This is a genomic window from Stratiformator vulcanicus (assembly GCF_007744515.1).
In the GTDB taxonomy this organism is placed as follows: Bacteria; Planctomycetota; Planctomycetia; order Planctomycetales; family Planctomycetaceae; genus Stratiformator; species Stratiformator vulcanicus.
In genome coordinates, this window is the sequence record NZ_CP036268.1 from 951083 (window position 1) to 970915 (window position 19833).

General features: G+C 58.8%; 15 protein-coding genes. 5 read left to right on the plus strand and 10 right to left on the minus strand.

The window, feature by feature from the left end; translation table 11 throughout:
* Nucleotides 1-37 precede the first annotated feature (37 nt).
* The 3 genes from Pan189_RS03530 to Pan189_RS03540 all read right to left on the minus strand — a co-directional run bounded on the left by Pan189_RS03530 (nt 38) and on the right by Pan189_RS03540 (nt 3491).
* Nucleotides 38-820 carry an ABC transporter permease gene (locus Pan189_RS03530; protein ID WP_145362584.1) on the minus strand — a complete coding sequence of 261 codons (783 nt, stop codon included), beginning with the start codon at nt 818-820 and terminating at the stop codon, nt 38-40.
* 114 nt (nt 821-934) lie between these two features.
* Entirely contained in the window at nt 935-1987 is a 1053-nt protein-coding gene (gene gmd, locus Pan189_RS03535) for a GDP-mannose 4,6-dehydratase (protein WP_145362585.1), read from the minus strand.
* Between the two features lie 142 nt (nt 1988-2129).
* On the minus strand, nt 2130-3491 hold the full coding sequence (locus tag Pan189_RS03540; protein ID WP_145362586.1) for a glycosyltransferase family 4 protein: 1362 nt from the start codon (nt 3489-3491) through the stop codon (nt 2130-2132).
* A gap of 329 nt (nt 3492-3820) precedes the next feature.
* Between Pan189_RS03540 and Pan189_RS03545 the strand changes: the two genes are divergently transcribed.
* Nucleotides 3821-5647: an ArnT family glycosyltransferase gene (locus tag Pan189_RS03545; RefSeq protein ID WP_145362587.1), complete on the plus strand. Its 1827-nt coding sequence runs from the start codon at nt 3821-3823 to the stop codon at nt 5645-5647.
* Nucleotides 5648-5691: 44 nt separating this feature from the next.
* Nucleotides 5692-7236 (plus strand): MraY family glycosyltransferase, encoded by a 1545-nt coding sequence (locus tag Pan189_RS03550; protein ID WP_145362588.1) that lies wholly within the window; start codon nt 5692-5694, stop codon nt 7234-7236.
* A gap of 34 nt (nt 7237-7270) precedes the next feature.
* Here the strand turns inward: Pan189_RS03550 and Pan189_RS03555 are convergent, their stop codons facing one another.
* Complete coding sequence (locus tag Pan189_RS03555) at nt 7271-9364, minus strand: TolC family protein (protein ID WP_145362589.1); 2094 nt, start codon at nt 9362-9364, stop codon at nt 7271-7273.
* A 410-nt stretch (nt 9365-9774) separates the two neighbouring features.
* Between Pan189_RS03555 and Pan189_RS03560 the strand changes: the two genes are divergently transcribed.
* Nucleotides 9775-11865: an efflux RND transporter periplasmic adaptor subunit gene (locus tag Pan189_RS03560; RefSeq protein WP_145362590.1), complete on the plus strand. Its 2091-nt coding sequence runs from the start codon at nt 9775-9777 to the stop codon at nt 11863-11865.
* 68 nt (nt 11866-11933) lie between these two features.
* Nucleotides 11934-12257, plus strand: a complete 324-nt coding sequence (locus tag Pan189_RS03565) for a hypothetical protein (protein WP_145362591.1) — start codon at nt 11934-11936, stop codon at nt 12255-12257.
* Between the two features lie 443 nt (nt 12258-12700).
* Here the strand turns inward: Pan189_RS03565 and Pan189_RS03570 are convergent, their stop codons facing one another.
* From Pan189_RS03570 to Pan189_RS03580, 3 genes are all read right to left on the minus strand, one after another.
* Nucleotides 12701-13675 carry a rhomboid family intramembrane serine protease gene (locus tag Pan189_RS03570; RefSeq protein ID WP_145362592.1) on the minus strand — a complete coding sequence of 325 codons (975 nt, stop codon included), beginning with the start codon at nt 13673-13675 and terminating at the stop codon, nt 12701-12703.
* A 60-nt stretch (nt 13676-13735) separates the two neighbouring features.
* A complete protein-coding gene (locus Pan189_RS03575; RefSeq protein WP_145362593.1) occupies nt 13736-14683 on the minus strand; it encodes a glycoside hydrolase family protein in 948 nt (315 codons plus the stop codon).
* Between the two features lie 87 nt (nt 14684-14770).
* Nucleotides 14771-15004, minus strand: a complete 234-nt coding sequence (locus tag Pan189_RS03580; RefSeq protein ID WP_145362594.1) for a hypothetical protein — start codon at nt 15002-15004, stop codon at nt 14771-14773.
* Nucleotides 15005-15248: 244 nt separating this feature from the next.
* On the opposite strand from Pan189_RS03580, the gene Pan189_RS03585 reads away from it, so the two are divergent.
* Nucleotides 15249-16247, plus strand: a complete 999-nt coding sequence (locus Pan189_RS03585; RefSeq protein WP_145362595.1) for an NAD(P)H-dependent glycerol-3-phosphate dehydrogenase — start codon at nt 15249-15251, stop codon at nt 16245-16247.
* 176 nt (nt 16248-16423) lie between these two features.
* Here the strand turns inward: Pan189_RS03585 and Pan189_RS03590 are convergent, their stop codons facing one another.
* The 3 genes from Pan189_RS03590 to Pan189_RS03600 form a co-directional block, all read right to left on the minus strand.
* Nucleotides 16424-16870, minus strand: a complete 447-nt coding sequence (locus Pan189_RS03590; RefSeq protein WP_145362596.1) for a hypothetical protein — start codon at nt 16868-16870, stop codon at nt 16424-16426.
* A 58-nt stretch (nt 16871-16928) separates the two neighbouring features.
* A complete protein-coding gene (locus Pan189_RS03595; RefSeq protein ID WP_310821037.1) occupies nt 16929-18854 on the minus strand; it encodes a redoxin domain-containing protein in 1926 nt (641 codons plus the stop codon).
* A gap of 280 nt (nt 18855-19134) precedes the next feature.
* Nucleotides 19135-19680, minus strand: a complete 546-nt coding sequence (locus tag Pan189_RS03600) for a hypothetical protein (RefSeq protein ID WP_145362598.1) — start codon at nt 19678-19680, stop codon at nt 19135-19137.
* Nucleotides 19681-19833 lie beyond the last annotated feature (153 nt).

The window sequence follows — 19833 nt, forward strand, 5'->3', positions numbered from 1 at the left end:
TAAGCTGTATCGGGTACGTTGAGCCAGTTCCGCATCATCAAACACGAAAGACGACTCTGTGCTCGTACTTGACGGTAAGATAGATAGCTAGACTTCCGAGTAATACCACGGTCGCAAGGATTGAAAAGTAAACGCCGGTTGGCGCACTCGGATAACAAAGCAGTGGTGCCCGCAAACCTTCGACGATCGCGCCGAACGGATTGTACTTGACAATCCAGCCGATCCCTCGCCCTTCAAGCAGAGACAGCGGATACAGGATCGGTGATAGGTAGAAAGCGACTTGGAGGAGGATGTCGACCAAGTGCGCGGTGTCCCGAAAATAGGCATGGGCATAGCTTAAGCAAATCGCGATGAGCCAGCCGATGACAACAAGAAGTACGGCGATAGGCAGAATCCAAAGCAGGCCGATAAGCTTTGAAGGTCCGTTGAAAGCGGCGTTGGCAATGACGCTAACAGTCAGTGTAATCAGAAGATGGACCGCCGCGGCCCCGACAACTCGCAATGGATAAAGCGTTCCGGGGGATCGCCGTTGTTTGATAAAGGCGACGTTGCTGAGAAATGCAGTACACCCGCCGATGGCGCAGGTGGTTATGAAGGCCCACATGCTCAGCCCCGCCAGCAGGCGTGGTCCAAAATCGCTTGTGTTCATTCCGAACAGTGTTTGAAACACGCAGCATAGTACGACTGCCATGGCTAAGGGCTGTGCCACTGACCAGCCCAGGCCGATGATTGAGCCGCGATACCTGGAATTTAAGTCCAGTGCTATGAGCGCTCCTAAGAAATGTCGTAGCGCCCACAGCTCTTGAAAATGTTGCAACATCAGTCGGACCTGTGACGATCAGGAAAGCGGAACTTTAGTGGCAGGCGTAAAAAGCAAACTTGCCCGGCAGATGTGCCGGGCGAGTTCGCTATTGCGATTTCATCGTCCGAGCGATTAGGCGGCTTTCAGTTTCACCGAGGTCACACGTTTCGATTCGGCGAGTTCTCGCTCGGCTTTCTCAACGTCGGTGTCAGTCATCATTTCGACGAGCTGCTGGAAGGAAACTTCCAGTTCCCAGCCGAGTTGCGTTTTTGCTTTGGTCGGGTCACCGAGTAGCAACTCGACTTCGGCGGGACGATAGAAACGCGGATCGATTTCGACGTAGTCGTTGTAATCAAGCCCGACGCGTCCGAAGGCGATTTCAAGGAATTCGCGAACGGAGTGCATTTCGCCGGTGGCGATCACGTAGTCGTCCGGAGTGTCCTTCTGGAGCATCATCCACATCGCCTTGACGTAATCGCCGGCGAAGCCCCAGTCACGCATCGCATCGATGTTGCCCATGAAGAGCTTGTCTTGAAGCCCGACCTTAATTCGGCCGACGGCTCGCGTGATTTTGCGGGTCACGAACGTTTCGCCGCGGCGAGGCGATTCGTGATTAAACAGAATCCCGCTCGAAGCGTGCATGTTGTACGACTCACGGTAATTGATTGTGAGCCAGTGCGAGAAGAGCTTCGCACAGCCATAAGGGCTTCGCGGATAGAACGGAGTCGTTTCCTTCTGCGGCGTCTCGACGACTTTGCCGTATAGTTCGCTCGTCGATGCCTGGTAGTATCGAATCTCGCGGCCTGACTTTTCTTGGCAGTCGCGAACGGCTTCGAGCAAACGGGCGGTTCCCAATCCGCTGACGTCGCAGGTTTCGAGCGGCATGTCGAAGCTGACTCGGACGTGCGACTGAGCGCCGAGATTGTAAACTTCGTCGGGATTAATTTCGCTGATGATTCGACGCAGGCACAGGCCGTCGGTCAGATCGCCGTAGTGCAGGCAAACCTGATCGGTGTCTTCTGATTCTTCTTTACACAGGTGTGAGATGCGCTCCATGCCGAAGGTGCTCGACCGACGAATCAGGCCATGAACTTTATAGCCTTTCTCCAACAGCAACTCGGCAAGGTAACTTCCGTCCTGACCGGTGATTCCGGTGACGAAGGCGGTCTTCTGTGTTTCGGACATCGTGATTTCTCAAATCCTGTAAATGTGGAGAGACAAAGAAAACGCAGTTCGATTGGATGCCTGCTGTCGGATAGCCCGTCGGGCGGCCTCCACTTTCCGCGGCGGGTTTGTAGGTTGAACCTTTTGCAAAGGTCAAGCCGTTTTAGTCGGATAATCGACGGTTCGATTTTGTTGCCGAAGCTGAAATCGTCCATCTTCCAGAGAACTGGACAAATTTAGGTCGTGGCGGGGCTTCATGAACGGTTTCATCCCGACTGATCAGGGCGCGGAGGCGGCGACGGATTCGCTCGGTGGACGGCGGACGGTCGAATCTTGCCTCGAACAGCCGACGCGAACGCTGGCCCATCGCGATATTTGTCTCGCGCAGGTCTGCGGCTTGTTCGATCCGCCGTGCCAGACAGGCCGCGTCATCGGGTGGGGCCACGAAGCCGAGTCCGGCCGAACGCACAATTTCGACCAACTCTGTTCCCGCACGACCGGTCACCAGCACCGGGCGGGCCGACGCCATCGCGGCGTACAGTTTTGACGGCATGAGAAACCGATCGACCCCGATGGCCAGCGGGACGAAATGGAGATCTCCTGTCGACAAGTGTTCCGACAGCGAGAATTCGGCTGAGGGGTGCATCAGACGGATGTTCGACGACGATCCGCGCAACCTCTGCTCCAAAGCGGGCCGACCCGCACCGTCGCCCGATATCACAATTTCGATATCAGGCCGGTGCCGCAGCAGATCAGCGGCATCCACGAGTTGATCGAGCGGCTGAGTCAGGCCGATGTTCCCGGAATAAAGTATCCGGAATGGTCGAAGATTCTCGGACCCATTCGCTTCGGAAGCGGCTTGACTATCAAGCGGCTCGATGAATCGACCGTCCGACCAATTCGGTACATATTCCAGCCTGTCAGTTTGAATTCCCTGGCTGGCAAGTTCGTCGCGCATATCTCGACTAACCGCCCAAACACGGTCCGCTCGGCGGTAACTTATTCGGAAGGCACGCGAGATGCAGCGTGTGAGGAAGGAGTCCTTAAGTTTGCCGATCGCGACGCCCACGTCCGGGTGGAGGTCCTGAATGTGAATGACCAACTTCGCGCCGAAGCGGAATTTGAGCAGTGCCCCGGTCAGGCAGAGCATCGGTGGATCGGTCATCACGAGAACAATGTCAGGTCGGCCAAGACAAAGGCCCCGCAGGGTTACCGCCATCAGAAACGAGGTGAGATCGGCAATGCGGCCGAGCATTGATCCCTTCCCCAGCGTCGTGCCGGCAGCGCGGATCACACGCGGTTGCTGAGGCGAAGCGGTGGCCGCTTCATCGACGGTGTTCCGCGCAGCCTTTGCATCGCTTTTGTCCCGCTTTTCGAGCGGGCCGGCAAGAACGGTCACATCAAATTCGGAGGTCAAATCTTCGGCGAGATCACGCACGATCCGCCCGGTCGCCCCCGGGCCCGGAGGGTAACTGCGATTGATGATGAGAATTCGCGGCTTGCCGTGATCGGGCACAATAGTCATCCGTGAATGTCGTCCGACCAAGCGGACCGTTTGTTCCTGGCGAATCTGAAGTTCGGCTTGGCGAAGCTAGTTCCGGGCCCGTAGACACGTCAATGTCGATGAATCGCGTCACAAATCAGGAGAAGACCGGACGGATCGGCCCCGAAAACAGTCCGCGGAGCTCATTGCGTCCTCGGCGTAAGCGATTCTGTTGTGAACGTCTTGTGGCTGGCCAATGAATTTCCTACAAGCCGCGTCGGCCTGACCTTTTGGTCCGACAGACCTCGCTTTTTGCGTTGGGCCGATTTCTCATCCGCTCGAACGTCGATGACTGTAGGCCGGGACTGACAATGTCGTGGATGTGTCATGCGGCGTCCGTTCTTCAGACAACGCCTGCGGCGGACTATGATGATCCGTTGACCACACAGCGCGATGATTCGCTGAGCCGACTGACCTGGCAATTGCTCATCGGTCTGACGGTCCTCGCGGTCATCTTGAGGCTTGCATCCCTTTACGACGATGCGCCGCCGGTGCGAGACGCGTTTTACTATTCGGCAGTCGCCCAGTCGTTAGTCGACGGGAACCTGTTCGATGCGTTCGAATATCTGAATCTTAACTTGTTCACGGCGATCCTTGGCGCGGCACAGGCGTGCGGTATCGACCCCTTGGCCGCCGGGACAGCGATCGGAATTGTGTCCGCCGGATTGACGGTCCCGCTGCTGTTCGGCTGGGTTCGTCGCATGTACGACGATCAGGTTGCGTTAGCCGCCTGCCTGCTATTCGCTCTGCATCCGCGGCTGGTGCGTCTCTCCGTCGAACCGCTCAGAGAATCTTTGTTTTACCTGATGTTCGTAGCCGCACTTTATTGCTTCTGGCGTGCTGCGGCTGAACAAAAATGGCGATACTTCCTGCTCGCGGGAGTAGCCATGACCTTGGCGATTCACACCCGAAGCGAGGGGTGGTTGCTGCTTGTGCCTGCGATCGGATGGCCGCTCGGGCGCTGGTGGGTGGACCGCGGATCGTGGCGTGTCTCCCTTGGCGGATTAACAACGGCCTTCCTCGTACTCCCGGCCTGTTTGTTGCTCGTCAACTGCACTTTGCTGGCCGGTCACCCACGATGTGAGTGGGGTCGACTGGCGCCTCTGCAGCTTGTGTTCGGCTGGCAACGAACGGTCGATGCACCTCCGACCGAGACCGCACTTGCAGCAACGCCATCAAGCTCTAAGACAAATCGTTCTGAACCGAATCTGGAAACGCGTGACGATTTGGAGGGGCGATCGGCGCTCGCCAATGTGCCGACCGCGCCAACAGCAATTCACGTTTCCGCGGTTTCAGGCACGTCGACCGAACGGGCCGAACAAGCATTGAAGGCCAGAGCGAAGCACGACATTGCCTCCGATCGGCGGCCCTTGCAAGTGCTATTCATCAATGATCTGAGCGCAGCGCTCAACCCGTTGATCGCTTTGCTGATGCTCGCCGCACTGATCCGTTGGCGTCACCTCGTGATCCGACGGGACAAACTCGTATTGGCGGCGATGGCGTTGGCAATCGCCGCTGCCGTCGTTTTGCGTCAGGAACGCTTCGGCCAAATTAACGGGCGCTATTTCTTCGCCGTCTTTTTCATCGGAGCCGGATGTGCCGGGCAGGGATTGCTACTCGTCGCGACGGCGATTTTTCGCCGACTGAAGATCGGCGAACAGGCCAAGGTCGCCATCGCCGGCGGACTGATCGGCTGCTGCGGCGTCGCGGGGCTTGCGTGGATCACCATGCGGGACGACCCGCACGGTTTCGCAGAGCAGCGGCTCGGGCATCTGATTGCCGCATCACTTCCGGATGATTCATCACTCGCCGCAACGCATACGGCTGCGCGTGTCGCAATGTATGCCCAGCCGGGGCGATCACTGACGCTGCCTCATTCAATCTCTTTTGCCAAACGTGTTGACGAAAGTGGCATCGACACCGTTTTGGTCGAAACCTATTTTTCCGCCCGTGGAAAAACCAATTTGCTTCTCGCCGAATTATTGCAACGAGGGTATCGGGTCGTCGGCCTGCCGCGGTCCGAGGTGAGTGCGAAGTACCTGATGCTAAGCCGCGATGCGGCGTTTGAGGCCACGGACGCATCGCGCGTGGCGGCACGACTCGACGAGCCGACTTCGCCCGACACAACTCGGCGATAAATCCCTTTCAACTGCCCCGTTTGACGGATTGCACAATCAGCACCATGTGGCAGGCGAGCCTTCCTGAACTTGTTTCTTCGACAGCCGTGATCGCCGGTGCGCTCGCAGTTCTCGGATCGGTCGTCGCAACCGCTGCCGCCATTTGGGTGGCAAAAAACATCGATTTACACGACCGGCCCGACGGCGGGCGCAAAGCGCACGCTTGTCCGATTCCGGTCCTCGGCGGCGTCGGCGTGCTCACCGCATTTGTAAGCACTTCGGCCATTATTTTGTGGATGACCGGTTGGGCTGACTCGCCCTATCTGACGCAGCAGTCGATATCGTTGTTCTGTTCCGCTTTGCTGTTTGCAGCAATCGGCCTGTGGGATGACATTTTCCCCGTCCGTCCGTGGACAAAGTTCGTTGGGCAGATCGTTGCCTCCGTTCCCTTTGCCGTGTTCGGTCAGCCGATCGATTGGTTTGAGTTCCTCGGCTTTCACATCACGCTGGGCGGGACCGGCACGGTCTTCACCATCTTCTGGCTGACGGCCTGTGCCAACGCCGTCAACTTAATCGACGGACTCGACGGTCTGGCCGGTACCCTCGGACTGATCGCAACGGCAACCATCGCGGTCGTCGCCCATCGGTTGGGAATGGAAACGACCTCTGTCCTCGCGCTAATGACGGCCGGCAGCATCGTCGGATTTCTCTGCTACAACCTGCCGCCCGCCAAGATATTTCTTGGCGACTCCGGCAGCCTGCTGATTGGTTATCTTATCGGGGCACTCTCGATTCAATCATCGATGAAGACCGCGACCGGCTTCGCTTTGGCGATGCCGCTGATATTAATTAGCGTTCCGGCGTTCGACGTGATGATGGCGATCTTGCGGCGGACGTTGTCGGGCAAAGGGATCGGCGAAGGAGATCGCCTGCACTTGCATCATCGACTTCAGGACCGCGGGCTGAGCCGCTTTCAGACGTTGCTCGTCGTATCGGCCCTGTCGTCCATGACCGCAGCCATCACTGTGGCGACGATCGTATTTAAGAATGACCTTCTCGGAATGGGCCTTTGCGCGGCGCTGCTGATCTCACTCATCGTCGGCCGGGTGTTCGGCCATCACGAAACACTGTTGGCATTTCGCAAAGCGCAAACCGTCGCGGGCGTGATTGCCGAAGCATCCGGCGTGATCAGCCGACGTCGACTGACGCTGCCGCGACCGAACGTGACCGGTTGGAATGTTGCCGTTGATCTGCTCCGGGAGGTCGGCGGCGACGAATTGACGCTCTCCGAGAATGATGAGCTCGGTGCCCGCACGATCCGACAGTGGCGACAGGATGAGCCGGTTCTCAACGGGATCGGTCAACGATGGCACGTCGGAATCGAACGCCGCATCACGCCCGATGAAACCGTGACCCTGTCGGCAACCGGTCATTTCATCACCGAGGTAGCGCAGGATGAGGCCAGCCGCGCCGCCGTCATTTTACAGGCTTGTGTCGAGGCGTGGACTCAAGAATTGTCGGCTGATTCCGGCAACGAGCACGATCGCCCGATGATTCTGCCGATCGCGTCGCCCGCTTGCGCCGATCTGCCGATCAGCAAGTCAGCCTGAGTCAGCGCTGGATGACTCTCCATCGCGGATGGCTCTAAGGTCCGTAGGCCGGTGCGATTTCTTCGTCGTCCAACTCTCGATCGATCCCCGATGACCGGGTCTCGGCATCACCGAAGGTCGGCATGGGTTCCGCTGACGGCTCAGGGGCGCTCTCGGGTGCCGGCGGCAGCATTTGATCGGGAACGGTCCTAGCATGAGTTGGAGAAGCGGCCGTCGGCTCCTCGTGTCCGGACAGGAGGACACCGAATTCGTCGAACAGCGAACCCTTCTCAAAATGCACGTTCTTAAGCGCGATCTCATAGGAGGTCATCGACCGGAAGAATTCCGATTCCGCGTCGGCCAGCCGGCGCTGAGCGTCGAGGAGTCGGTCGAGGTCGATATCTCGTCCAAGTTCGCGCTGCTCTTCGAGTGACCGGAGCAAATTGTAGGCGGCTTTATAGCGGTTCAGGCTCGTCTGTGCCGTTTGATAAGCGCGGTCTTTGTCGGCGATCGCGTCGCTGAGGTTATAGACGATCTCGCGTTCCTGCTCGCGCAGTACGGCCCGTTCCCGCGCGATCCGCAACTCGGCGTTCTGCACCGCGGCGTGTCCTTGGCGGAACCCGATCGGCATCGAGAATTCGACGCCCAGTTGCCACTCTTGGAAATCGCCGTGAACAAGACTGTCGACGGCGTTGTCGAGATCGGCCGTGCCCCCGGCGGCAGTCGCCCCCGCGTTGTAATCGAGCAGGTCGTCGCCGAAACCTCTCCAGCGATACAGTCCGACGGCGTCGAGACGCGGCGAAAGAAAGTTCTTCGCGGCGGCCAATTCCATTTCGCGACGCTTGATCGTCAGCTTCTGTCGACGGATTTCCGGACGTCGGCCGAGCGCCTCACCAGTGATGGCTTCCCAATCGAAGATGATTTCGGGCCGTTCGCCGTTCGATTCGACCGGCCGGATCATGCGATGATCGTTGATCGGGGCACCGATCAGCAGTCGAAGCCGTCGCTCGGCCGATTGCACACCGCCTGAGCCGCGGAACGTACCGCCCCCCTCGCCTGAACCGGTCTGAGTGGCCGTGCCGGGGCGTCCGGCGAGCGCCACTTCGACGTCCTGCTGAAAGCGGAAGTACTGTTCGCGGGCGAGTGCTTCGCGATCAGAGTCGACGCGATCTTCCTGCAGCAACGCGTCAAACGATTCCCAAGTCTCTTGAGCCCGGTCACGTGCCTTCTTGAGCGCTTCCAGCTCCCGATAGCCGAAGTGCAGCTCCCAATAGCTGTTGATGACGTCGCTCATGAAGGCTCTGAGCGCGGTTTCGAACTCGGCTTGGGTGATGTCGTTGTCCGTCCGCGCGATGATCACACCAGAATAAATTCCGGCTGAGCCGTCCGGTCCGGCAATCCGGTTAAACAACACGCCGCTGCCTTGGAGCAACGGCTGACGGATTTCGGTCTCAATGTTCGTCTGCCAGAAGCTCGGAAAGACGTTGGCCGGTGCGTTGTTGTTGTCGTATTCGGTGTTATTTCGCAGAAAGAACTGCGTACCCGTTGCGGCGGTCTTGCGCAGTTCGGTCTGATAGATATTAAGGTCTTGCTGGAAAATCGTTGTGCCGCCGCCGAAGAACAGGTTGTTCGTGAAGCGGTCGTTGTTTTCGAAGAACGCCCGCGTGGCAAACTCGGCATCGAATGCGGCCAAAGCTGCTTCCGGACCGCTTCGCGGGTCGGTGTATTGGATGGCCGTTTCGTAGCGGGTCTGCACCGTATCGGGGGCTGAGAGAACACGGCCGCCGAGCCGACGCATGACCTTGGCATTCGCCAAGGCATACTGCACGGCTTCGTCGAGCGTCATGTCCCAATATTCGATCGGCCCGTCGGGATCGCGAGCGATCGTGCGGGGCCGCGGCGTCGTGATCGGATTCGGATCGGGTGTCGGTGCGACTCGCACATCCGGCGCATAAGCGACTTTGACGATCGGCTCTTGCGGGTGCGTGTTCCCGTAAGCGTTGTCATTCTTGAGCCGCCACCAATCGTACGAGGAGCAGCCGGAAGTGAGTCCGGCCATCGTGCCGATTGCCAACAGCATCAGAACCCCGCGAGCGAGGCTGATGCCCGGACGGTCATTGCGACGGTCGTTTTTCGGGATACAGATCACGACGTTTCATCTGCTTACGGGCTTAATGGCAGCGGTCCGGCGCAACGCATTCGGTCGGCAGTAGAGCTACTGATCATCTCTTAGATCGACGGTCGGACCGAGCCGATTGAGCGTGAAGTAGGCTTGATGACGACTTCTCCAACTTCAACGGATGATTGGTTCCTTCGACACAGGATCGTTTGCGCGTCTTTGACGATTCCTCCGTCGTGTGCGAATCATTGGGAGGCGAATCATCAGCCAGTGAGAAGGACGACTCGGAAATCCGAGCAACGATCGCTGACAAATTTCGGCCGGTCGCTGTACCCTTGGAACAGAAATTTCGGCAATCCGTGATGGAAGCGGGGTCGAAATCGTTCGCCGTCGTGCGGCGCGGACGACCTGATTTTAGGCGACACGACTGAGCCAGGCCGGTGCAACGCGAGGCGGCAACCACGACCACCAACGAGGGCGACTTCGACTGGCCGCGGATCGAAGACGCCCTCGACCGGCTGGCCGCCTTGACCGACCGCTCACCGGACGAGCAGGTCTTCGCCAAAGCGATCACGGAGCAACTTGCGACGGCAACGCCCGCGAACAGCGTGCGCTACTGGTCCGTCGAAAAAGACGACGCGGTGGTCCTATATCAGAGCGCGGCGCCTCACTCCGACGCTCTCGACTCCGAAGCCCCGCTATCATCACACGCTGAACTCGTGCGGGACGCGGCACAACATCGGCGCATCAGGCTCGTTCTGCCCGACACCGAAGAAGCTGACGCCGAACAGACGTCGAATAAGTCGAAGTTCGTCGTCGCCTTGGTTCCGCTCTATTCCACGGTCGGCTCGGCCCGCGTCATCGAATTGTTCCTTAATACCTTCGCCGGGTCGGAGTCCCGAGTTCGCTGGCAGGAAGTGCTGCGTTCGTTCGCCGAAATCGCCGAGGATTATTTTCGCCGCGGCGAACTGCGACGGCTCCGCGGGCGGGTCGAGCTAGAAAGTCGTCTCGATGTTTATGCCCGAGAAGTCCACGCATCACTGAATCCCAAGCGGGTGGCAACGGCCGTAGCCAATGAGGGGCGGGCGGTCGTGAGATGCGACCGTTTAACGGTCGTCGATGGTCGAACAGGCCGGGTGCTCGCGGTCAGCGGTCTCGACACGTTTTCCCGACGCTCCGATATCATTTCTCGGTTGCAGACACTGGCGCGGCGGGTTGCCCGTCAGGATTCGATGATCGTCAAAAATCACACAGCGACTCAGCGACACGCCGCCGACCAAGACCCAGATGTCGGCGGCGATACGGGAGTCGACGCGCGTCTCGAAAGGGCGTGGGACCGTTACGCCGAGGTCTCGCCGGTCGAAGAATTAGCTGCGGCACCCTGCCGGGCCGCGTCGGACAAGCGTGCGGTGGCGGTTTTGATTGCAGAGAATTTCTCAAGAGAGCAATCTGACGACGATGGGCATTCTGATCAAGACGGGTCGGAAGAACCTCCGCCCGCTTCGATCTCGATCGATCGGCTCAGTGCGTTACTACCTCATGCCGCGCTGGCCTTTTCCAATTGCGACGAAGCCGGAACCGGTCTGTTCGCGGTGCTGCTGCGTCGAGTCATGCGGCTGTTCGCCCCGAGTCGGGTCGTTTTAACCGCCCTCGCGACCGCGATTCTAGCCGCCGCGGTGCTCTCGCTGTTTGTCGTGGAGATGCCGTTCCGTGTCCGAGCCCGAGGCGAACTTCGCCCGGTCAACGAGCGTGACATCTTCGCTCCCCGCGACGCGTTCATCGTCAGAGCGATTGCCAAAACCGGCGAGCAACTTGCGGCCGGCGCAGCGGTCATCGAACTCGAATCGCCGGAATTAGAAGTTGAACGGCAACGCGTCAACGGCGAGTTGCAAAGTTCGCTGGAGCGTCTCGCTTCGATTCGCGCGCTGCGGGCGTCGGGATCGGGTGGTGCCGATCGTCTGACCGAAGGGGCGAAGCTGGCTGCGGAGGAGTCGGAACTCATCGAACGGGTCAAAGGACTGCAAGAGCAGGCAGAGATCATCGAACGGGAGCGGGATCATTTGCGCGTGAGCGCACCGATCGCGGGAACACTGCTCACGTGGGACGTCGAGCAGCTTCGACCGGGCCGGCCGGTCGTTCGCGGTCAGCGATTGCTCACTCTTGCCGATTTGTCCGGTGAGTGGGAACTGGAACTGCGTCTGCCCGATGAACGGATCGGCGATCTGCTCGCCGCCATGGAGCAAGCTGAAGCCGACGAAACTCAGGGTTCGATCTCTATCCAGTTCTTGCTCGCGACGGAACCGGAGAAGACCTACGACGCGGTCCTGACCGAAGTCTCGCTGACGGCCGAGGCCTACGATGCGGAACCGTCCGCCGTCAAACTGTCGGCGGCAATCGTCGGCGATCGCCGCCCGCCCCTGCGACCCGGAGCCACCGTGGTGGCCCGAATCGATTGCGGCGACAGACCCCTGTGGTACGTCTGGTTCGGCGACTTCGTCGAAGCCGTGCGGGTGAAATTGCTGTTTTGGTAGATGCTCAATTGAGCGATTGGTCTTGGCGAGTAGCTCAGAATTTATGGGTCTAACGAAAGCAACGACACATGCTCGACGAATTTTTTGTCGCCGACCTGCTGGCGTCCGGACCTGTCTTCTTTGCCGTGGTCATCGGGATGGTCATCGTGTTGTCGCGCGCGGAATTATCAACTGAGTCAAAGTTCACAGCCTTAATTGGTGCAACTTTTTTGACGGTCGGCGAAACGATTTTCTTCATCTATTCATTGACCGCTGCAATTGATTTGCCGGAGTGGGTTTTCACTCCTGTTTTCGGCGAAGTCGACCTGCTGTTTTTTCTCGTCTATTGCGGCTCAGGCTTATTTCGCGCTCTCGGTCTCTGTTTTCTTTGGGTTGCATTGACCTTGAAATAAAAGAGCAGCAAACCGCTTAATTCTGAATCGGATTCTTTTTGATGAACCACTAAAGCGCGAGCCGTTTTGAGTGAGAAGGGCACGTCATGGGACAGTAAGACTTTTGGTTCATCGTGAGAGCGGTGATCGTCATTGTTCAGTGCCTTGTATATCTGTCCGGCATCGTTATAGCGATCAGATATCGGCATCGTGCGAGTAATTCTGTGAAGCTCGCAGTCGGAGCCTTTGCACTGCTATTGAGTTGCCAAATCTGTGATGATCTGATTTATCGAATTCCGGATGCACATGACCATTTGACGCGTGCCGCTTCCATCGACGACAAGTATTTTTTCTCGTTACTTGGCGCTCAGGAAGACGCGGCAATACTCGCGAAGTTGACCGGCGTTGGTCTCTTGTTGGCCGCGTTGGTTACTGCTTGGAACAGACCAGGTTACGACGACCAACTAAACTCGTTGAAGTCGACTCAGCAACCACGGCACGGCACCGATCGCCGCTCCGACGGCGAGTCCCACGAAGTGGGCGACGTTGGCGATCGGCCCGATGGCCCCGGTCGTGCAAATGACGAGCCAAATCATCATTAAGACGGCGGTCTGTTGCGGCATGATGAATCCGCTACGGGGATCGGTCTTGGCCCGGACCCAGAGATAGCCGAACAGTCCGTAATTCACTCCCGACAGGCCGCCGAACAGCACGCTCTTTTTAAAGCTGAATCCCGTCGATAGTTCGAACGAGCAATTGTATTCGGCAAGATTCGAGATCGCGGCGATCGTTAAGACCAACAGAAGTAGCCGGAGCCCGCCACGCCGTAATTCGATCGACGCCCCCAACGTCCACAACCACATTAAATTAAACGTGAGGTGAAGTAATCCGAAGTGCAGGAACATCGGCGTGAAGACGCGCCAGATCTGGCCCTCCCAAATCGGTTCCAACCCGTCAAATTCGATCCAACCCGGGCGGTCAGCTTCCTGATAGGTCGTGATCAGCAACAGCATGCGAACCGGGCGTTCGAGGCGTCCGAACCCGTTAAAGAATCCCTCGCCCGGATCGAAGGTGAGTAGGGCCACCAGGCAGGTGATGGCGGCGAGCCCGACCGTAACCGGGCAGCGTTTCCACAACGGCCCCGACCAGCGCTGCTTCAGGTCGATCTGACGTTTCCGAGACGCTTTGGCGGCAAGCTCGGCTTCGCGACGACGCTGTTGCGCTTTTTCCGCAGCATCGGCGTACCGGTCACTCTCCGGGTCAGCCAGAAACGCTTCGAGTTCCGCGGCGATGCGATCGCGTTCGTCCTCGTCAATCGCCCAGACCGTCCATTGGTCCTCGCCGGCCTGCTCGATTCGAACGTTGAGCCGATCGGCCAAGGCGACTTCGGCGAAACGGTGGGCCAACTCACCGCCCGTAATCTCTCCGGCTTTACGCATAGATCAGCAATACAATTAAAAATGAGAGAAACAGAGAGGGCCAATCGCGATTCGCCGGCTCTACTCGCCGTCCCAACGCAGCTTGACGATTCGAATACCGTCAAGCTGCGGCGTGAGTGCGGCGAGATAATCCTGTCCGTCGACGCGGATATACTCGGGGGCGGCAAGGGGCAACGTGGCCACGATTTTGGAGTCGTCGTCGATGCCGAAATCGAGGTGGTCTCTCGAACGATAGACCGTCGTGATCGGTTCGTCATCGTAGCGCGACGTGCGGAAGAGAAAAAACCACCCGTCATGCTCGACGACGTGCGGACATTCGGCCTGCCACCAATTCTTGCCGGGGCGGCCGAGTGAACACACTTTGATGGGCTTACTTTGGCCCCAGTCGCCGAGCAGATCTTTGGAGCGGCGAACGAAAAAGCCTCCCGAAGTTCGCTCCGCACAGTAATAACAGTGCCACACGCCACCGATCTCAATCAGCATGGGGTCGCGGGTATTGTTGCCGATTCCGTCGCTGAAGAGGTACGCATCGGCCGGGTTCGTCACCATCGCAGACGAGCGTGTGAATTCTTTCCCGTCGCTGGAAAAAGCAATGCGAATCCGCTCCCAGTCGCCATAGAACATGACGTAACTGTCGTTCTGTTTGACGACATATGGAGCCTGCAAGCCGCCTTCGACTTCGCCGAGTTCCGGCTTCGCCCGCATCACCACGCCGCGGGGCGACCAGTCGGAATCGGTCAGCGCTTTCCCCTGCCACGCGTGGAACAGGCGGGTATGACCGCCTTCCTTCGTGTGGCGAATGCATGACCAGAGTTGCCATGTGCCGTCGGCAGCCTGCCAGACAGCGAAGTCGACCGGTTGCTGCTTCGGCGAAGTCAGCTCGCCCAAGTCGGGATTGGACGCAATGCGCCACCAATCGCCGTCGAGCTTCGGAACCGGGTTGGCTCCGTAACAAGTCGTCGCGATGAATCCGGCGGCGAGACAGGCGACAAGGAAGCGCACACGCATCGGGACTCTCTCCGTATCAAGATCGATACGACTAGCCTACGCCGAAACGGTGCCGGGGGAAAATCTGCGTCGCCGTGACAGTCGCGGTTACTTGTGGTAACCGAGGCCCTCAATGACGCCGTAGAGTTCTTCGAAGGTGATGAAGCGACGGCGGTGCATCATCTTGTATTGATCGATCGCTTCGCCCAATTCGGCGACTTCCGGACGATCGTTGCCGTAATTGTTACGAAACTGGCGTCGTTCGGGGCCGGCATTGCGGCCAGAGTCCTGACGCCGCCGATCAACAAAACCGGCTTCCTTCTGATCGATGACCTGTTCCATTACGATGCTCCCGCGGGGCGAGAAATGTGGACGTGAGACGTGATACGTTCGGCATCCTGAGAAGACTTTCGGGACGCGCCTCGAAAAATACCCCGCCGGAGGCATCGGGCAACCTGATTCGGCCCTGCCGGTTAGTTTCAATCGCGAAACATCCCCGCATTGGTCATCTAGCGCGACTATAAGAACTGGCCGGTCTGTGACGGATTGTGCAGTTGCATGACGAGAGGCTAAAGGCGAATCGGACATGGCAACGCGGCGAATCGCAATTCTCGGCGGCGGGGCGATGGGCACAGCGTGCGCGACCGTGCTGGCCGAGAACGACGAAGTACGGCCCGTTCTTTGGGTGCGTGAGCCTGAACTGGCTGACGCGATGCAGACGAGCCGTCGCAACGAACGATACCTCCCCGACGTTCCCATCCCCGACGTCGTCGAGATCACATCAGACCGGGCGGCTGCCGTTGCTGATGTCGCTATGCTGGTGGCGGCGGTTCCGAGTCAGTTTCTGTCGGCCACGATGAAACCCTTCGCTGAATTGGTATCCCCGGAATGTCCGATCGTCAGCGTGATCAAAGGGATTGAGATCGGCACATTTCGGAGACCGACGGAAATCTTGCTCCAGGTGTTGGGGGAGCGTCCCGTCGCGTCGATGTGTGGCCCCAGTCACGCTGAAGAGGTCGGTTTGCGACTTCCGGCCAGCGTCGTCGTGGCTGCCAGTGACGATCAATTCGCCGCGCAGGTCCAGCAGGATTTCACGACCGATCGCTTTCGCGTTTACACCAATCCCGACTTAGTCGGCGTCGAATTTGCCGGCGCGCTCAAGAATGTGATCGCGATCGCCGCGGGCATCAGCGACGGCCTCGGATATGGAGATAACGCTAAGAGTGCGCTCATTACCCGCGGCCTCGTCGAGATCGGTCGATTCGGTCAGTCGCTGGGCGCCGATCCGGAGACGTTTGCGGGACTGGCCGGCATCGGCGATTTGATGACGACCTGCTTCAGCCGACACAGCCGGAACCGGGGTTTCGGAGAGCGGATCGGTCGCGGCGAAACATTGCAGCAGATTCTCGATTCGACACCGAAGGTCGCCGAGGGCGTTCCGACAACACGGAGCGTTCACGAACTGGCGGTCTCACGCGGCATCGACCTGCCGATCACTCGCGAAATCGCCGCGATGCTGTTCGAGGGAAAATCGCCTCTTGAGGCAACCGACGCGCTGATGAATCGCCCGGTCGGAAGTGAATAGGGCGTCTCACAGGACAAGCCCGCAGCGCGAGCAAGGGACGTAACATTCCGCTGGTTGAATGTGATGGGGGCAGGCAGGCAGTTTCTTTCGCCCGCATCTTTGACACGCCGCTTCTCACGACTTATCCGCGCACAGTACCGGGTCCCTTGCTTGCGCTGCGGGCTTGTTTGCGGGCATCACATCATCAGGTGAGGTGGTAATCCCAGCGCAGAGGCGAGTTCCGCCGTTTCTTCCGTTGAGAGCCTGATCGCCGAGATGCGCTTGCCGCCATCGTGACGCTGGAGGTAGCCCGCCTCGAACCAGAACGTCGTCAGCGTCCGGCCATCGGCTTGAAGTTCGAGTTGGAATCGCGACGTGCGGGGATCATCTCGCACTCGCTTCCAATCATCTTGATGCCGTTCAAGGAAGTCCTCAAACGCGGCGAGCCGGCTGGGATCGGCGATCTCCGACGGGGGGCGAGCTTCTTGCAGCGTCTCTTTGCCGAACGACTTCGCGTCCGTCACGACAATCCGCTGCGCGCCGTGAAACGATTGCGTTCGGGTCAGCGGTCCGCCGCAACCGGCCAGAATCGTTGAGCCGATCATCACGATGCCGCTGAGCAATACAGATCGATAACGCGTCACAGCTAAAGCCTCCCTGCCCTGCTGATGGATATTTCTCGGATGCCGCTCAAGAAGCCGGTTACTTAAGAACTTCCGGCAATGCCTCGCGGAGATCGTCGACCGAGATATTGCGGCTGACGACTTTGCCATCCGGTCCGACGAGGATCATCGTCGGAAGTGACACGATGCCGAGATCGAGTGCCGGTCCTCCGTCGAACCCGCCTCGCTCATACACTTGAGGCCAGCGAATCCCTTTCTGCCGGAGGTACTCGGCGACCGGCTCCGGCGAATCATCGAGCGCGACGCCGATAATTTCGAAGCCGCGACCTCGGAACTTCGCATACAGGTCCATAATTTGGGGGAGGTCTTCAGCGCATGGTTTGCACCAGGTCGACCAGAACAGGATCAGAACGGCCTTCCCGCGGAACGACGCAAGATCGATATTACCCCCGCCGAGGCTGGGGCCCGAGAAGGGAAGCACCTGACCCTTCAAACCGAGTCGGCGAACGGCACCGCGGGCCCGTTGCCCGGCCGGGCTGTCCGGAAACGCTTTCGCCAGTTTGGCGTAATAGGCATTCGCTTCGGCCATTTCACCGGCAAATTCTTTGGAGATTGCCAGTTGCATCAGGGCTTCGGTCGTGTCGTCGGCTTCCGGGTATTTTTCGGCAAATTGCTTCAATTCGCCGAGCCACCATTTTTGCACGGCGGTTCGCTCTTCCGAATCCGTCCCCCGCAGTCGCTCAGAATATTCGGAGAGCAGCCGACGGTACATCACGTATGGCAGGATCGACGACTCTTCTGACAGGGAGCGAGTTTGTTGCTCGAGCCGTCGCAATTGTTCGAGCCCTTGCGAGTATTGGCCTGCCTGCACGGCGGCGGCGAGGCTATCGGCAACCTGTGCCGTCCACTGTTCTTTTTCAGCCGTGGTGTCGGCCGCTGCCACAAGCCCCTGCAGAATCTTCGCCCGCTGCACGTTGTAAGAAGCGAACTTCTCCGGGGAATCATTCGGCGTGGGACTGGCCGCATCGAGCTTTTGAAGTTGTTCCAGTAGAGCGCGAACGTTATCGGACAGACCTTCCGGTGCCGGGTCGCCGCCGACGGCCGTCGCCGAGGGCTGCATCAGAATTCCGCCCGCGATGACCTGCACCGCTCCGCTACCGAGAGGTTCAGGAATTTGGGTGAGCTTCCAGACTTCGCCGATACGAATCATCTCGCCGACCTGAACCAAACCGGGTTCGCCGTTCGTCTCGACGATCGCCATCGCATTCTCGTAAACGAGCAGGTCGCGTTTCGACTTGCCTTCATCGGCGGGAATCAAACCGGGGACCGCGCTGTCGAACCGCATCCATTTCGTGGTTGGTCCGATCACTTTGGAATTGCCCGCCGCTGCTCGCATTTTGCCTGCGGCATTGCTGACCGACCTTTTGATTTCGACCGCCAACTCTTCGGCAATACCGAGCGTCTTCAACTCTTCGGGTGAGATCAGAACGGTTTGCAGCGCCGCGGCATCACCCGCCACAATTGCTTCGACCGCAACCTTGCTGGCTTCCTCCGGGCTGAGCATTCGCCACTCGTCGATCGTCCCGTCTTCATTGCGGTCGATCCCCCAGCGGGTGCCGCCGCTGTTGAGCCAGCGAAATTGGTCGATCTTGCCGTTGTTGTTGGAATCGATATCGCGATAGACCTCCAACCCGCGGTTGTAATACCGCCAGTTGTCGACCACGTTGTCTTCGTTGGTGTCGACGAAGCGGCGGAGCACCTGTCCTTCGGGACCGACGACGATCCAGCCCGACAGTTTGCCCGAGCGTTCGACCGTCACCTTGCAGTTGGGCAACTGATTTTTCGCCGGAGTTTCGACATCGACTCCCCGGTGCTTCGGCTGAAAGGACAGCGCCAGTTCCGGGGTCGGAGCATCGGCCGCACCAGCTTGCAGGCCGCACGCGGCCATACCCAGCATGATCGCTGCGCGAGCCGCAAAGCTCGGGAATACTTGCGGGACAGTCATCCGCTCTCTCCGTTGAAATCCGTTCGCAACTGGAATCCGTTCGCAACTGATATTCATCAACAGCAAGTTGCGGCCGACGATCAATCGACGGCTTCTTCAGTAATTTGACGTTAGCTATCGGCGAACTGTTTAAAGCCGCCGGGGATTGACCGAAGTCGCTGCTCTCCGTTAGCTCACACCGTGCCGATGCCGACGGCTTCGAAAATTCGTCGACCTGCAAACTTTAGGTAAATGGGGCCGACCGAGTCAGCACCAGTTCCGGCTTCGCCCTCAAACGACTTCATTTCTCCTCGCCAATGACTGGCGCGACGACCGGCGGATCGTCCGCCGAGCCGCTCGTTCGCATGATTCGCTCGACATCCTCGACTGTCCAATCGCCTTCGGGATAGATGAGCGGCAGGCCGTTGGGAAGTCGCGTCGGCGTCACGCGATACCCGCCCCCTGCCGCAAGCTGTAACGGCAGCAGGTAGGTTGATTGTGTCGGGGCACTGACTTCGGGGAGGTTCAGGACGCGAATCGTCTCGGTCGAAATTGGATCGCCGACAATCACGGTTTCGACTCGAACCTCGTCTTTGGAAGTGATCTCCCCGACGAGAACGGCATCTGAATTTCGCAGCTGCATCACGTTGAGCGTGATCGGATTTGCAGTCCGAATCGCGATCGTCACCAGAAATACCCACCAAACGAGGGCGATCGCGAGGCAAATCACGAAAGCGATGACGCGGTGGCGATTGGCAACGCGGTCCGGTTCAGCGGCATCAATGCCCTGATCGACCGATTCGCTCGGCTGCGATGTTGCCGTCCTTGCAGTGGCAGTATCGGGCATCAGGCCCTCGTAGGATTCAACCGGATGCGAGACTCGCTTCGGTGCGAGTGGAAACAAAGCTGATTCGGAGCGATGTTTGCTCGACCACCGCCGAACTCTCTTCACGTCTTCAGCAATTGCCTTATCGACAATTCACCAAACTGTTGACGGGCG